Raw genomic sequence first — 15,204 nt, 5'->3', positions numbered from 1 at the left:
AAAATAACCCAGCACACCCATAAATAGCACTGCTGGGTTATGATTTAACGCTGTCACCTGCATATAAAAAATCAATAGAAAGAGGAAGTTATAATGAGCAAATCAATACATGAGCAATACTTACAGGCCAAAGCGGATAATCCGGGCAAGTACGCGCGCGATTTAGCTACGCTGATGGGTATTTCCGAAGCTGAACTGACCCATAGCCGCGTTGGTCACGATGCTAAGCGTTTACAGGCGGATGCCCGTACACTGCTGGCCGCATTGGAAGCTGTCGGTGAAGTCAAAGCCATCACTCGCAACACCTATGCCGTACATGAGCAAATGGGCCGTTACGAGAACCAGCATCTGAATGGTCATGCCGGTTTGATCCTCAATCCGCGTCATTTGGATTTGCGTCTGTTCCTCAATCAGTGGGCTAGCGCATTCACCCTGACAGAAGAGACCCGTCACGGCGTCCGCCACAGTATCCAGTTCTTCGACCATCAGGGCGATGCATTGCACAAAGTGTACGTCACTGAACAAACTGACATGCCAGCTTGGGAAGCGTTAGTGGCAAAGTTTGTCAGCGCAGAAAACCCAGCATTGCAGTTAGAGCCGCTGAACGCACCAGAAGTGACCGAACCCACTGCCGATGATGCCACCGTGGATGCTGAGTGGCGTGCCATGACTGATGTGCACCAGTTCTTCCAGTTGCTTAAGCGCAATAACCTGACCCGTCAACAAGCCTTCCGTGCCGTGGGTGATGATCTGGCTTACCGCGTTGACAATAGCTCACTGACACAACTGCTCAATATTGCCCATCAAGACCAGAACGAAATCATGATTTTCGTCGGCAACCGTGGCTGCGTACAGATCTTCACCGGTTTGATTGAGAAAGTCACTCCGCATCAAGAGTGGATTAATGTGTTCAACAAGCGGTTTACCCTGCATCTGATTGAAACCGCCATTGCTGAAAGCTGGATCACGCGTAAGCCAACCAAAGACGGTTTTGTCACCAGTTTAGAGCTATTTGCCGAAGATGGCACCCAACTTGCTCAACTTTATGGTCAGCGTACTGAAGGGCAACCAGAACAAAATCAATGGCGTGAGCAGATTGCTCGCCTGATCAATAAGGATATTGCCGCATGAGACTAAGGCTACTGTCACTCCCTTTCATTCTGTCGCTGAGCACCTGTATTCTGCCGCTAAATACGTTTGCTGCAGATACATCAGCTACGAATACGTCGGCCGCAGAACGTATTGTGACCATTGGTGGTGATGTAACAGAAATCGCCTACGCACTGGGTGCTGGTGACAAGATTGTGGCCCGTGACAGTACCAGTCTACAACCACAGGCAGTGCAGAAGCTGCCTGATGTGGGTTATATGCGCATGCTCAATGCCGAAGGCATTCTGGCGATGAAGCCGACCATGCTGCTGGTCAGCGCACTGGCACAGCCGTCACTGGCGCTGAAACAGGTCGCTGACAGCGGTGTGAACGTGGTTACCATACCGGGCCAAACGACGCCAGAAAGTGTACCGGCGAAGATTAGCGCGGTCGCCATGGCGCTTCATCAGCCAGAGCAAGGGCAAAAACTGATTAAAGACTATCAGCAACGATTAGCCGCTGTGAGCAGCACGCCACTGCCGGTTAAAGTGCTGTTTGTCATGAGCCACGGGGGCCTCACCCCGATGGCCGCAGGTCAAAATACCGCCGCAGATGCCATGATCCGTGCTGCCGGTGGCAGCAATGCGATGCAGGGCTTCAGCCGTTATCGTCCACTCTCTCAGGAAGGCGTTATCGCCAGCGCACCCGACTTACTGCTGATCACCAGTGATGGTGTGAGAGCGTTGGGTGGCAGTGAGGGGATCTGGAAATTACCCGGTATGGCACTGACGCCAGCCGGTAAGCATAAGCGTTTGTTGGTCGTTGATGACATGGCGCTACTTGGCTTTGGCTTGGAAACACCGCAAGTGCTGGCGCAACTACGTAAAGGCATGGAACAAGCACAATGAATGGTCGTGTCCATCCGCGTCTGATGCTAAGCATCTTGCTGATGATCCTCATTATATTAGCGCTCGGCTCGGCCAATATGGGGGCATTGACCCTCTCGTTCCGCACCTTATGGCATGCATCATTAGATGATGCCATGTGGCATATCTGGCTGAATATCCGCCTGCCCCGCGTGCTGTTAGCCGTGGTAGTTGGCTGCGCACTGGCCGTCTCCGGCGCTATCATGCAAGGGCTATTTCGTAACCCGCTGGCCGATCCCGGCTTGTTAGGTATCAGCAGTGGCGCAGCGCTATGTGTCGGGCTGATCATCATCATGCCTTTCAGCTTGCCACCTCTACTGGCGCTATACAGTCACATGGTCGGAGCCTTTATCGGCAGTCTGGCCATTTCTGCCATTATCTTCACCCTTAGCCGTTGGGGACATGGCAATTTATCTCGTTTGCTGCTGGCTGGTATCGCCATTAACGCCTTGTGCGGTGCCGCCGTCGGCGTGTTGACCTATATCAGTGATGATCAGCAATTACGCCAGTTCTCACTCTGGAGCATGGGCAGTTTGGGTCAGGCGCAATGGTCAACACTGATGGTGGCGGCATCATTGATCTTACCGGCTTGCGTGCTGGGCTTAATGCAAGCGCGGCAACTGAATCTGTTGCAACTCGGGGATGAAGAAGCGCACTACCTCGGGGTCAATGTGCGGCAAGCCAAACTGCGTTTACTGCTACTCAGCGCTATTCTGATTGGTGCAGCGGTGGCCGTCAGTGGGGTTATCGGTTTTATCGGGCTGGTGGTGCCACATCTGATCCGTATGCGTATCGGGGCCGACCACCGTTGGTTACTGCCCGGTGCCGCACTGGGTGGAGCTTGTTTGTTACTGACCGCGGATACCTTGGCTCGGACCCTGGTCGCACCGGCTGAAATGCCCGTCGGCTTGATCACCAGCCTGCTGGGTGGCCCCTATTTTCTATGGCTGATTTTACGTCAGCGGGAGCAACGTAGTGGTTGATATCACTGGGGCTGATATGGCTGAGGTTAATTTAGTCGGGGCGGATATCGCTGAAGCTGAGATGGCAAAAGCACCCGCTGCGTTATTGGAGGCGACCCACCTCTCCTACCATGTGCAAGGGCAGCAGTTGATCAATGACGTCTCGCTGCAAATTGCCAGCGGTGAAATGGTGGCGATTATCGGGCCAAACGGCGCGGGAAAATCGACCCTGCTACGGTTGTTAACCGGCTATCTTGCCCCCTCCGGCGGCGAGTGTCAGTTACTCGGTAAAAACCTGAATAGCTGGCAGCCACAGGCATTGGCCCGTACCCGTGCGGTGATGCGCCAATACAGCGATCTGGCATTTCCCTTTAGCGTCAGCGAAGTGATTCAGATGGGCCGTGCTCCTTATGGCAAGGCACAAAATAGCCAGGCTCTGCAAGAAGTGATGGCGCAAACGGACTGTCTGGTACTGGCTCAGCGCGACTACCGCGCACTCTCTGGCGGCGAACAGCAACGAGTGCAATTGGCTCGCGTATTGGCGCAACTCTGGCAACCGGAACCCACACCGCGCTGGCTGTTTCTGGATGAACCGACATCCGCATTGGATTTATATCATCAGCAGCACACACTGCGCTTGCTCCGCCAACTGACCAATCAGGAGCCGCTGGCAGTCTGCTGTGTGCTCCACGATCTGAATCTGGCGGCGTTATACGCCGATCGCATTCTGTTGTTAGCGCAAGGTGAACTGGTGGCCTGTGGTACGCCAGAGGAAGTGCTTAACGCAGAGACGCTAACCCGCTGGTATCAGGCAGATCTGGGGATCTCACGCCATCCGGAAACCGCCCTGCCGCAGATCTATTTGCGCCAATAGAACTATTTGCACCAATAGTTCTATTTACGCCAAGGATGGCGTGGTTCGAGCCTCCATGGAGGCTTATTTTTACAAAGGGAATACGGCGTCTTTACGATCTGCCTGTACTCTCCGTCACTGACACTTTATCAACAATCTCACCCTCAGACCGCTGACAACGTTGATTAGCGGGGAAATGTGCCGAATGGGTCGTCACGGCGTAAGCCGTCGGAGCGGCCATAGGTGCAGTCGCCCCGCCAGTCACCAAGCTATAAATGAGGTTCGTCAGCAACCAAAGTCACCTTCGGCTCACTCTCTGCCAGTAACTCATAAATCACCTTGCCCACTTTTTGTACTGCCCGCTCAATTTCTGCGGTCATCGGCTTGCTGTAGCTGAGCCGCAAGCAATTGCGATATTTCCCCGAAGCAGAACTGATAGAGCCAGCCGCAACCTGCACTCCCAGCGGCAGCAAACAGCGATTAAGACGCAGGCTATCGAATCCGTGTGGCAACTCAACCCATAACATAAAGCTGCCCTCGGGCCTGCTCAGGCAAGTGTTCGGTGGGAAATACTTCATGACCCAGCCAGTCATAATGTCGCGGTTACGCTGATATTGGCGGCGCATCCGGCGCAAATGCTGCATGTAATGCCCTTGCTTGATGAACTCCGCCATCGCCAATTGCGGTAATGTGGCCACCCGTCCGGCAGAAATGTATTTCATATGCAGCGCTTTTTCTAAATAACGCCCCGGCGCAATCCAGCCAATACGTAAACCGGGGGCCACCGTCTTAGAGAACGAGCTGCACAGCAATACTCGCCCATCATCATCAAACGAAGCAATGGTCGGTGGACGCGGATACTGATACGCCAGAGCGCCATACACATCGTCTTCAATAATCGCGATGTCATAGCGCTGGGCTAAGGTCAGCAGGGCTTTTTTGCGTTCATCTGGCATGTTGTAGCCCAGCGGATTATTGCAGGTTGGCGTCAACTGAACTGCCTTAATCGGCCATTGATCCAGCGCCATTTCTAATGCTTCCAAACTGATCCCTGAGATCGGATCGGTTGGGATCTCAATCACCTTCATGCCCATCCCTTTCAGGGTTTGCATCGCACCGTGAAAACAGGGGGAATCCACCGCAACAATGTCACCGGGTTGACAAACTGACCCTAATGCCACCGCCAGCGCCCCATGGCACCCCGAGGTGATGATGATATTCTCTGCTGATTGATGATTACCGCTGTCCAACATCAGCCGAGCAATCTGCTCACGTAAAACCGGTGAGCCATAAATATTGTCGTATTCCAGCACTTCCGCGCTCTGATGGAGGCTAACACGGCTAAGGAGGCGGCTGAGTATTTTTAGCCCCGGTCCGGAGAGATCGGGCGAACCCACCCCAAGATGAATGACATTCTCCTGATCACCACGGGTCAGAAACGCCAGCGTGTTCTCCCACTGAGATATCTCGACGGGCCGCTGTGCATGGCTGCATATCGCGGGCAATGAAGGCAGGTTTGAACTGCAACGCACGAAATAGCCTGATTTTGCCCGCGCCTCGATCAACTGGCACTCTTCCAGTTGCCGATAAGCCTGCTGCACAGTACTGATACTGACCCCATGCTCGTCACTCAACACTCTGACAGAAGGGAGGCGCTCCCCTGCGATATACAGCCCTTCTTTGATTCGCTGACTCAAAATGTCAGCCAATTGTTGATAACGTGTCATGGAGTTCACCTGAGAAATTATTGATAACCAGTACAGATGGCAGGAATTTACGCCATTCAGATCATATATCTCATATCTGTATGGAAATAATAGTCACAATTTGCATCTGTAATGTTTTTTGCCAAAGTCTCATGCTAATGGCTCACCTACTGACGGGGAGTCGATGATGAATAATATAATTGAAGATCAAATAGATGAATGCTGCTCGTCAACTGTGCGAGCCACAAAAAGCCGCCACAATATTTTTATCAAGTTATGGCTGAAAGCATACAGATACGGATATCAATGGAATGAGCAGCGTAAAACAGCCAACACAATGGCACGTTTGAGTTCAGACCAATTAAAGGATATCGGCCTAACACGGGAAGATATCAAGCGGGATTACAGCCGCCCGTTTTGGCGCTGAGGAGAGATGATTAGAATAGTGCTGGATGGGCTGGCCCCGACGCGATACCCGTGTCGAGGTCAGCCCTATTTTTATCAGAAATCGTAACCCACTGTCGCCAAGACAGAACGCTCAGCACCCCAGTAGCAATAAGAGGTGTTGTAACACGCGGCGATGTATTTCTTATCGGCAATATTATTCACATTCAATTGAACAAATGCGCCTTTCAGCGAGGTAGCCCAAGTGCCAAGATCCGCGCGAACCGATGCATCACCCAGGGTATAAGAAGGCACACGCAAGGTGTTGGCATCATCGGCCCACTGCTTACCAATGTACCGGATACCCGCACCGATATTGATGCCATAACCTGCCTCATACTGCGCCCACAGCGAGGCCATATTTGACGGAGCTAATACTGGCGTATTGCCATCATTACCATCAATAGCATCTTTGAATTTGACTCGGTTGTAGGTATAGCCCGCGATCACACTTAAACGATCGTTAATCTGGCTTCTGGCTTCCAACTCTAGCCCTTGCGAATTCACCTTACCGGCCGGCACATAATAGGTGGCCGGCACGGCGCGGTTTGCCACATCATTTTGTGTCAGGTCATATAAGGCGGCGGAGTAAAGTGAGGTGCTGCCCAGCGGCTGGTATTTGATACCCACTTCATACTGCTCGCTGGTCATCGGTTTCAGTAATTTTTGCTGCGCATCCGGGAACAAACTTGGCGTGATGGCCTGACTGTAACTGACATATGGCGAGATGCCACTATCGAAGCTATAGAGCAAGGCGGCGCGCCCGCTGGCGTGATTGTCTGTGCGCTCATCACTGCTGTTCGCCGTTTTATTAATATTTTCTGTTTTCATCCGGTCATAACGACCAGACAAATTCAGGTGCCAATTATCCAGCGTCATTTCATCTTGCAGGTAAACCCCACTCTGTTCATAGCGGCGGTTTAAGTAGGAGGTGGTGATACCGGGCGTGGTCAGTAGGTAATCACGATACAGCGTGCTGCCGCCAGAAACACCAGTGTAAGGGTTAAGTGTGGTGGCATAAGCACTGTCGCTGCGTAGATTATTGCTGAACTTCTGGAAGTCAAAGCCCAGCATCACCTTATGTTTAATGGCGGCAGTGGCAAAATCCGCTTCCAGTTGGTTATCCACGGCAAAGGCATTGAGTGAGGAGTCCTCACCGGAATAGTAGCGATTCATCAGCGTACGATCGCTATTCCAGCCGCCTTGATAAACCTGTTCCAACTGGGTGTTGGAATGGGTATAGCTGGCATTCTGGCGGAATGACCAGACATCATCAAATTTATGCGAAAACTCAGAGCTATAGATTTGCTGCCAGCGTTTAAATACGTTGCGGTCACTCTCACCATCAAAGAAGCCACGGCTCAGCTTCTGCCCGTAGATACTGCCATCCGCCGGAACTGAGCTGTGGGAACCACCGGAGGGATCTTTTTGCAAGTTAGCCCGCAGCAACAACGAGGTATTTTCATCCGGTTGCCACAGCAATGACGGTGCGATCGCATAGCGTTCTTCACGCTGATGGTCATACATGGTGTCACTGTTGCGAGTAATCCCGGTGAGGCGAAACGCCCAATGTTCCGATATCGCATCGGTATAATCAAATGCCGCAGATTGTGTGTTGTTATTACCGTCGGTCAGGCGGAAATGACCTTCAGAGGTAAACTGCGGGCGCTTGGATGTCATCATCACCACGCCGCCAGGGATGCTCTGACCATACAACGCCGAAGAGGGGCCTTTGATCACATCAATGCGCTCAAGGAACCACGGATCTACCTGCAACACATTATAGCTGCCGCCATCACTGAGTAAGCGCAAACCATCGAGGAAGGTGTTGTTCACATCACCGCCGTGGAAACCGCGCAGGGCAATGGTGTCATAGCGGGTCGCGCCACCGGAGAAGTTAGTAAAAACGCCCGGCGTATAGTTCAGCGCTTGGTTAACTGTAGCGACGTTTTGGTCGTCCATTTGCTGGCGCGTAATGACTGAAACCGCCTGTGCCGTCAAAATTAACGGCTGATCGGTTTTGGTTGCCCCTTTGGTGGTTTTGGCGGTGTAACCCAAGGTGGGTAAATCGGCTTCATGACCCGCTTTAGCGGTCACTTCTATCGTATCCTCGGCAACCGACGCCAATGGAATAAATATCGCCAATGAACACAGAACAGCAGAACGCTTTATAATAAAAGCCGAGAGCATGGTTATCTTCCCCAGATAATTAGACATATAAAATAGAGGGTTATTGAGTAGCTTCCATTGCTATTTCCGCCTCGCAAATACTCTTGCCTGCGCGCCACATCTCGTGGGGTCCATAATTGCAGCGGACAATTTATTAAATACAACTGATAATTACAATGAGAATTATTATCTTTATTGTTTGGTTTAGAAAAGTAATTATCAGAGTAAGATTATTCAGGAATAGGTTGTGTGTGCCACAATGGCCGCCAGACCCTGCGTCTACACTAAATTCTTGGGATAATCGTGGCACTCACTTTCGGGCTAACCGGTTTTATGAAAAAGATTGGGTACGTTGTTTCGCGTCAATACTCTCCGCTGATCTGTCTACTGCTCGCGCTGGTTTTTACCTCTACAGCCGGAGTGGCCTTTGCCGCGACAGCAGCAGATAGCGCATCGGAAAGCAGTGAAGAGCCCGCAAAACCGGCAGTATCGGTACAGCTGATTAGCCTGCAAAAACAACTCGATAAGCTGAAGCAGAGTATTTCTGTCAGTGCCTCCGACAATCAGCTCAGTGTGCTGAATGAAACCGCATTAGCGTTGGTTCGCGATGCCGATATATTGCTCGCCGATCTGAAACCCAAGCGGGAACAACTGCAAGCGCAGCTGGATGTGTTAGGCCCGCCCCCAGTCGTTGGTGCCTTAGCCGAAACCTCGGTGGTGGCCCAGCAGCGGCGGATATTGAATACCCGAAAAGTCCAATTGGATGGCCAGAATGATCAGGCTCAGGCGATTAAAACCAATGCGGAAAACCTGTCCACCCAGATTACCTCGTTACGACGTACCGCACTGAAATCACAAATCGCCTTAAATTCCGGCAGCATTCTGGGGGCCAATTTCTGGGCACCGATTGTCAATCCGAATAGCGATGATGACCAACGATTAAAAGATTTTATGCAGGAACTTGGCGATGCCTGGAGTGCAGCTTGGGAACCCGAATGGCGACTCGGCACCTCGATGTATCTGCTGCTGACACTGCTGCTCGGCGCATTTGGCTTTAAGTTTCTCGATATTCTGACCGCCTGGTTCTGTACCAAATGTCTACCGCAAGGCCCACTGCGCCGCAGTTTTATGGCGTCAGCAACCACCTTATCGACCGTGTTCATTACCGTGACGATAGCGCAATGCATCACGCTCGCCTTTACTCGCACACCGGATGTATCACAGGTGGTGATGGATTTCTCGCTGGCTTTTGTTCAGCTCATGTTTTTCTCGGCGTTAGTCGCGGGTCTGGGGCGAGCATTTTTATCCAATCAGCGCCCCTCATGGCGTCTACCCGCCATTGCGGATGAAGTCGCCATCTCGCTGAAGCTGTTCCCACCGCTATTAGCCAGTTGCATTATGATTTTTGGCGCGATTGATCAGATGAATAACATGATCAATATCAGCGTCTCTGGCGCCATTTTTGGTAATGGCATCTCGGCGCTGCTGATGGCACTCACCGCCGCGATTATTCCGTTACGGGCCAATCGAGTGCGCCGTAATCTCATTATTAATGGCGAGAAACCTGAAGCCTACTCCACAGTGGCGGGGCTAATTCATTTCGCCATCGGTATTACGGCTATCGCAATATTATTATCACTGCTGGTCGGTTATATCGCGCTGGCAAAATTCTTAAGCTATAAACTGGTCTGGAGTTGTCTGGTACTGGCCTGCTTATATTTACTGATTCACCTGTTCGTTGATTCAGCGGAAAGTCTCTTCTCCCCCACCAGCAGCGCCGGTAAAGCCATTAAGCAATCGCTGAATATTGACGATCGCCATTTAGCGCAAGCGGCGACGTTATTATCTGCCACCAGCAAAGTGATCCTGATATTGCTGGCGATCATCGCCCTGCTCAACGGCACCTTTGGCACTACTACACCGATTTCGTTGCTGCAAAAAGCCATGGAACTGTTAAGCGGTGAAGGGCTGGAAAAATTAAATATTGTTCCAACCAATTTACTGAATGCCGCTATCTGCCTGATCGTCGGGCTCTATGTATTAAAAGCGGCACGCCGCTGGCTTAATAATGAATTCCTGCCCAAAACCCAGATGGATAACGGCATAAAAACCTCGGCGGTGACCCTATTCAGTAATATCGGTTATGTGCTGGTGATATTACTGACGTTATCGGTGCTCGGTATCCAATGGAATAAGTTAGCCTGGATTGTCAGTGCGCTGTCGGTCGGGATCGGTTTTGGTTTGCAGGAGATCGTGAAGAACTTTATTTCCGGTATCATTTTGCTGACCGAGCGGCCAGTTAAAGTGGGGGATTTGATCAGTATCAGTGGGGTGGAGGGTGATATTCGCCGCATCAATGTTCGCGCCACGGAAATCCAGCTCAGTGACCGCTCAACGGTTATCGTGCCCAACTCCCAATTGATTTCGCAGAATGTGCGCAATGCCACCATGGCCCATGCCCAAGGGGTCGTCACCATCGCACTGACCTTTCCGCTGGATTTGGATGTGGAACTGGCGCGGTCGTTGCTGATAGAAGCCTATGAAGAGCACGAATCCATACTCGCCACCCCTGCGCCTTCGGTGAAGTTTAGCCAGTTAAGCCCAGAGGGTATCGTGCTCAGTGTGACTGGCTTGGTACCTAGCCCACGTATGGTGAGTGATACCAAAAGCGCCTTATTATTCAGCATATTAACGCGGCTGCGGGCCGCAGGTGTTTCGCTGGCGGTGGCGACTAACAGAGTCGCACCGACGGCGAATTAGCGCCTAATAAAAAGAAACAGCCATCCGTGGCTGTATTTCTCCACCGATGACACTAGCTCTAGCATCTCTAAAGAATCAAGATGCAGATAGATAATCAGCCGCGATTACATATCAATTCTTTGTGCCTGCCCCACATAGGTGCGGATCTGCGCTAACTCACTCAAGAGCCACCATTCTTTTGAGTACTAACGTGGGTCGCCCTCACTGATGGCCGCACTCTCCTTCGGGCCGTTCCTCGCATTCAGTAGCTGGCTTTTATTCCTACAGTACGACCATTAACAGGGTAGGTAACAGCGTCGCATCACCCGATGTTGCGCTGTGCCTCATCGACAAAATCAACCATCAATAAGTTGAGTTCTGAACATAAGGACTTTTCGGCGTCGTTTTCTTTCTCCAGCGCTTGATAGCGTTCCTGGCTATGCTCACCCAGCAATTTATACGCGGGTACGTTGGTATCCCAATGCCGAGATACCGCCAGCTTCAGCGCCGTTTTGACCAGCACCGCCTCATCAGGCACTTCCACCCGCAGGCAATTCTTCTGTAGATAGTGCGCCCCAGCAATCAATGCTGACAATTGTTTGATTTGCTGTTGAGGGGTGGGATTAATCGTTTTATTCACCGGTTGCTGGCAGCCCGTTAATAAAACCATCGACAAGAACCAGGATAATTTGTGTATCGTTGATAACATGGATTAACTCGGTATCAATAAATAAAATAATAGATAACTCTAAATCAAAGAATAAACTCAACACACCATTATTCCCTTATTAAAGAAGATAAAGCACCTCCATTTTTTGGAATACATTAATTATTTATTATTAAGGTCACCCCAACCCCTTTAAAGCTTCACGCATCTTATCTCTCATTCATCTAAGTTTTGTCCTGCTGGTAATATTATTCTGCAACAAAATATATTCCAGCAAAATATGGCCGCACCGGATGACGCACCGCCAGAGAAGCTGCCTGAAGAGTTGCCGAAACTCACCACCTCCCCCGTCGAGCTACTGAAAAACGGGGTCATTGAGTTGATCGCGCCCATTGCTTATAACGTGAAGAGTTGAAGCCGCACCTCATTAGGGATCATCGTGCTGTTCTGGTTGATAATCCAACGCCAGCGCCATGCGCAGGATAGCGGCGACCGGCTCGAAGAATTGCTCGGGGATGGTCTCACCACAGGCCACGCCCTGGTGCAGCGCCCGCGCCAAGGCGATGTTTTCCACCACCGGAATCCCTTGCTGCTCAGCCAGTGTGATAATCAAGGCCGCCCGCTCACCTTGACCCTTCTCAATCACCAGCGGCAACGGCGCATCCTCAGGGTGATAAAACAAGCAGACGGCAAAATGAGTGGGGTTACGCACCACCGCTGTGGCGCGCTGGACATTTTTAGCGAAACTGCCACTTTGTACCTCCTGCTGCAATTGGCGACGCTTCTGCTTAATGTGCGGATCGCCCTCGGTGTCTTTATGTTCTCGTTTGACCTCTTCGAGAGACATTTTCAGCTGTTTCATGGTGTTGTAGCGCTGAAAAGAGTAATCCATCAGCGAGAAAACCACGTAACACGCAATCAGCGCACCCAATAGCCAGCCCATTAATGTGGCGAATACAGGGATAGCACATTGGCTACCGCAGTAAGTCAGGTAACCAAATGAAGTGGCATAGTGCATCAACAAATAGCCGAAAATCAGGGTAAGCACCGAGACTTTCAGCAGTGACTTGGTCAACTCAAACAGACTACGCAGTGAAAAAAGCTGTTTGGCATTATTGATGGGATTGATGTGTTCGCCTTTGAACTCCACCGCTTTGGTCGCTAATAACGGCCCGACCTGCGCCAAGCCAGAAAGAATCGTGATTAAAACCAGCGCGCCCCCCAATACCCCCATAATGTGGAGCAGTACCGCAAAGCATTCGCTGCCAATACGGGCCAGCGCCATAGTCACTGGCTGATGTAATTGATCAATGGTATCGCGAATAAGTACCTTAGCTTGATCGACCAAGGTGTATCCGGTCAGCAGAAAGTAGATGACCAGCACCACCAGTTGTACGCCGGAGGTTATCTCAACACTTTTAATCACCTGCCCTTTCTCTCGGGCCTCTTTCAGGCGCTTGGCCGTCGGTTTTTCGTTCTTTTGACCACTGCTCTCACCGCTCATGGACATCCTTATTAATCAGCGAGAACAGTGAGATTAATTTCTGTTCGGTATGGGTAATACCGACCAGATAGTGATGTAGCGCATAAGGTAGGCTAATAAGTAGCAGCAAAAGTGCTAACGCGCTTTTAATCGGCATCGCCAGGAAGAAAACATTCAGTTGTTGGGCCGAGCGATTGATTAACCCCAAGGATAAATCCGCCAGTACCATCACCAATATCGCGGGTAACGCAAAGCTTAGGCAAAGCTCATACATCAGTTCCCATTCACTTTGCAGAAATTGCAGCATCGCCGGTGAGGGATGAATGCCACTGCCCGCAGGTAGAGTGCTATAGGAGCCGTAGAGTGCCACGAGCACCAAGTTGAACCCGCCGGAGATCAAAAACAGCACGGTTAATATCTGGGTAAAGAGTACGCCAAAAATAGAAGATTCCATGCCCATACTGGGGTTGAACAAGGTCGACATCGTTGCGCCACGCAAGGTATCAATCAGGAAACCCGCCATGTCGATGGCCCAGAAGGGTAAGGCGGCAACAAAGCCAATGATTACCCCAATCAATAACTCAATGCATATCAGCCCAAGCCACGCAGTCAGACTCTCGTGGGTCATGAGTGGCGAGCTAAAGAAAAGGGGGGTAACGGGCAGGGCGATAGCGAAAACCAAACCGTTACGCAATAAGGCGCTGCCCAAACTGCGGGCGGTAAATAGCGGCAATATCAGCAACATGCCATAAGGCCGCATCATCGCTAACCCTAGGGCCTCCAACCAATACACGGGATCCTGCATCTTAGGTCCGCATACTGGTGATTTGTAAAAAGGTTTGCTGGGTGTAATTTAGCAATGTCGCCCCCGTCCAATGATAGGTCATCAATAACGTGGCTGATACTGCCAACAATTTAATCAAAAACTGTAATGTCTGATCTTGTATTTGAGTCAGCGCCTGCAATAGGCTGACGACTAACCCGACCACCGAGGCCACCACCACCACCGGCATCGACAGCAGGAGTACAATCCATAACAGTTGGGTCGCCAGATGAACAACAATGGCATTGCTCATTAATGCCTCCTCTGGATGTTGCGGATGAGATTCATAAGTAAGACCCCACCAACTGACCCATCAATAACCCCCAACCATTAACAAGTATAAATATCAGCAACTTGAATGGCAGCGAAATGGTAATGGGTGACACCATCATCATGCCCATCGCCAGTAATATATTGGAGACAATCAGATCGATCGCGACAAAGGGCAAGTAGAGCAACAGGCCGATTTTGAATGCTTCTATCAGTTGGCTCAGGGTGAAGGCGGGCATTAATATCAACAGTGAATTGGGTTTGATGACGTCGCGATAGCGCTCCGGCCATTTGGTTTTAACGATATCGTTAAAAAAAGCCACTTGCTCAACATCGGTATTACGTTGCAAGAAATCGCGATATGGCACCAGCGCATGCTCATCAATATGCTGTAGCAACGGGCCGATCTCGTTGGGCAGCGGCTCATCCTGAAGGCGGGCATGCACGTCCAATCCGACCGGTGCCATGATAAATATGGTCAATACCAGCGCCAAGCCATAAATGGCGATATTAGGAGGGACTTGCTGCACCCCCAACGCATTCCGCAGCAGTGAAAAGACTATCGATAACTTGAGAAATGACGTCCCCATGACGACCAGCAGTGGTAGCAATGACAGAAAAAAAAGCAAAGCAATCAATTGAGAGGACGAATTCAGTAACTCCATAATCTGTTCCGCAAGAGGCTCGCCTGTTGAGTAAGAAATGAGTTCCCGCAGTATTCATGTCACCCGCTTTTTCAGGAATCAGGCTATAACCTGAATAACATTATTCGGTCTTATTTTTACTAAAAATTCATATGTCGTTTCAGGCTCGCTAGAGCCGATGAGCTGACTCCAGTCAGTGATTCGGGCGCGTGAGTGCCGCTAACACCGCTGCAGCGTCAAGGCCGCAGGGCTTACCACTTACCCAAAGTCATTGGCGTTGCAGCAAGGCAGCAAATGAGCAAGTCCCGATGAGCTGACTCCAGTCAGTGATTCGGGCGCGTGAGTGCCGCTAACACCGCTGCAGCGTCAAGGCCGCAGGGCTTACCACTTACCCAAAGTCATTGGCGTTGCAGCAAGGCAGCAAATGAG

The 15,204-nt window shown here is 50.9% G+C and carries 14 protein-coding genes; 7 read left to right on the top strand and 7 right to left on the bottom strand.

Annotated features, from left to right (window positions below):
* Nucleotides 1–93 precede the first annotated feature (93 nt).
* The 4 genes from ACZ76_RS10845 (at nucleotide 94) to ACZ76_RS10830 (ending at nucleotide 3,851) form a co-directional block, all read left to right on the top strand.
* Nucleotides 94–1,131: a hemin-degrading factor gene (locus tag ACZ76_RS10845; RefSeq protein WP_048618950.1), complete on the top strand. Its 1,038-nt coding sequence runs from the start codon at nucleotides 94–96 to the stop codon at nucleotides 1,129–1,131.
* A complete protein-coding gene (locus ACZ76_RS10840) occupies nucleotides 1,128–1,997 on the top strand; it encodes a heme/hemin ABC transporter substrate-binding protein (protein ID WP_048618949.1) in 870 nt (289 codons plus the stop codon). The genes ACZ76_RS10845 and ACZ76_RS10840 overlap by 4 nt, the downstream gene beginning before the upstream one ends.
* Nucleotides 1,994–2,998 carry a FecCD family ABC transporter permease gene (locus ACZ76_RS10835; protein ID WP_048618948.1) on the top strand — a complete coding sequence of 335 codons (1,005 nt, stop codon included), beginning with the start codon at nucleotides 1,994–1,996 and terminating at the stop codon, nucleotides 2,996–2,998. The genes ACZ76_RS10840 and ACZ76_RS10835 overlap by 4 nt, the downstream gene beginning before the upstream one ends.
* Before the next feature lie 61 nt (nucleotides 2,999–3,059).
* Complete coding sequence (locus ACZ76_RS10830) at nucleotides 3,060–3,851, top strand: heme ABC transporter ATP-binding protein (protein ID WP_048620266.1); 792 nt, start codon at nucleotides 3,060–3,062, stop codon at nucleotides 3,849–3,851.
* 248 nt (nucleotides 3,852–4,099) lie between these two features.
* On the opposite strand, the gene ACZ76_RS10825 is transcribed toward ACZ76_RS10830, so the two are convergent.
* The gene (locus ACZ76_RS10825; protein ID WP_048618947.1) at nucleotides 4,100–5,557 is read right to left on the bottom strand and encodes an aminotransferase-like domain-containing protein; all 1,458 of its coding nucleotides are present in this window, start codon (nucleotides 5,555–5,557) and stop codon (nucleotides 4,100–4,102) included.
* Nucleotides 5,558–5,723: 166 nt separating this feature from the next.
* Between ACZ76_RS10825 and ACZ76_RS10820 the strand changes: the two genes are divergently transcribed.
* A complete protein-coding gene (locus ACZ76_RS10820; protein WP_048618946.1) occupies nucleotides 5,724–5,963 on the top strand; it encodes a DUF1127 domain-containing protein in 240 nt (79 codons plus the stop codon).
* 74 nt (nucleotides 5,964–6,037) lie between these two features.
* Here ACZ76_RS10820 and ACZ76_RS10815 read toward each other — a convergent pair whose 3' ends face one another.
* Nucleotides 6,038–8,170 carry a TonB-dependent siderophore receptor gene (locus ACZ76_RS10815; RefSeq protein ID WP_048618945.1) on the bottom strand — a complete coding sequence of 711 codons (2,133 nt, stop codon included), beginning with the start codon at nucleotides 8,168–8,170 and terminating at the stop codon, nucleotides 6,038–6,040.
* A 312-nt stretch (nucleotides 8,171–8,482) separates the two neighbouring features.
* On the opposite strand from ACZ76_RS10815, the gene ACZ76_RS10810 reads away from it, so the two are divergent.
* The gene (locus ACZ76_RS10810; RefSeq protein WP_048620265.1) at nucleotides 8,483–10,909 is read left to right on the top strand and encodes a DUF3772 domain-containing protein; all 2,427 of its coding nucleotides are present in this window, start codon (nucleotides 8,483–8,485) and stop codon (nucleotides 10,907–10,909) included.
* 301 nt (nucleotides 10,910–11,210) lie between these two features.
* On the opposite strand, the gene gspS is transcribed toward ACZ76_RS10810, so the two are convergent.
* Nucleotides 11,211–11,558, bottom strand: a complete 348-nt coding sequence (gene gspS / locus ACZ76_RS10805) for a type II secretion system pilot lipoprotein GspS (RefSeq protein ID WP_235428192.1) — start codon at nucleotides 11,556–11,558, stop codon at nucleotides 11,211–11,213.
* A gap of 277 nt (nucleotides 11,559–11,835) precedes the next feature.
* Between gspS and ACZ76_RS19650 the strand changes: the two genes are divergently transcribed.
* The gene (locus tag ACZ76_RS19650; protein WP_258954487.1) at nucleotides 11,836–11,970 is read left to right on the top strand and encodes a hypothetical protein; all 135 of its coding nucleotides are present in this window, start codon (nucleotides 11,836–11,838) and stop codon (nucleotides 11,968–11,970) included.
* Between the two features lie 12 nt (nucleotides 11,971–11,982).
* On the opposite strand, the gene ACZ76_RS10800 is transcribed toward ACZ76_RS19650, so the two are convergent.
* Genes ACZ76_RS10800 through sctR form a run of 4 tightly spaced genes read right to left on the bottom strand, consistent with a single transcriptional unit; the run spans nucleotide 11,983 to nucleotide 14,796 of the window.
* Nucleotides 11,983–13,059, bottom strand: a complete 1,077-nt coding sequence (locus ACZ76_RS10800; RefSeq protein ID WP_048618943.1) for an EscU/YscU/HrcU family type III secretion system export apparatus switch protein — start codon at nucleotides 13,057–13,059, stop codon at nucleotides 11,983–11,985.
* Nucleotides 13,049–13,843 carry an EscT/YscT/HrcT family type III secretion system export apparatus protein gene (locus ACZ76_RS10795; protein ID WP_048618942.1) on the bottom strand — a complete coding sequence of 265 codons (795 nt, stop codon included), beginning with the start codon at nucleotides 13,841–13,843 and terminating at the stop codon, nucleotides 13,049–13,051. Before ACZ76_RS10795 ends, ACZ76_RS10800 begins: the two co-directional genes overlap by 11 nt.
* A gap of 1 nt (nucleotide 13,844) precedes the next feature.
* Entirely contained in the window at nucleotides 13,845–14,114 is a 270-nt protein-coding gene (locus tag ACZ76_RS10790) for an EscS/YscS/HrcS family type III secretion system export apparatus protein (RefSeq protein ID WP_048618941.1), read from the bottom strand.
* A gap of 31 nt (nucleotides 14,115–14,145) precedes the next feature.
* Nucleotides 14,146–14,796 carry a type III secretion system export apparatus subunit SctR gene (gene sctR, locus ACZ76_RS10785; protein WP_048618940.1) on the bottom strand — a complete coding sequence of 217 codons (651 nt, stop codon included), beginning with the start codon at nucleotides 14,794–14,796 and terminating at the stop codon, nucleotides 14,146–14,148.
* Between the last annotated feature and the right edge of the window lie 408 nt (nucleotides 14,797–15,204).

Origin of the sequence: Yersinia aleksiciae (genome assembly GCF_001047675.1) — a bacterium.
Taxonomy (GTDB): domain Bacteria; phylum Pseudomonadota; class Gammaproteobacteria; order Enterobacterales; family Enterobacteriaceae; genus Yersinia; species Yersinia aleksiciae.
The sequence above is the reverse complement of the archived record's forward strand: the minus strand, read 5'-3'. Positions and strand labels throughout refer to the sequence as shown.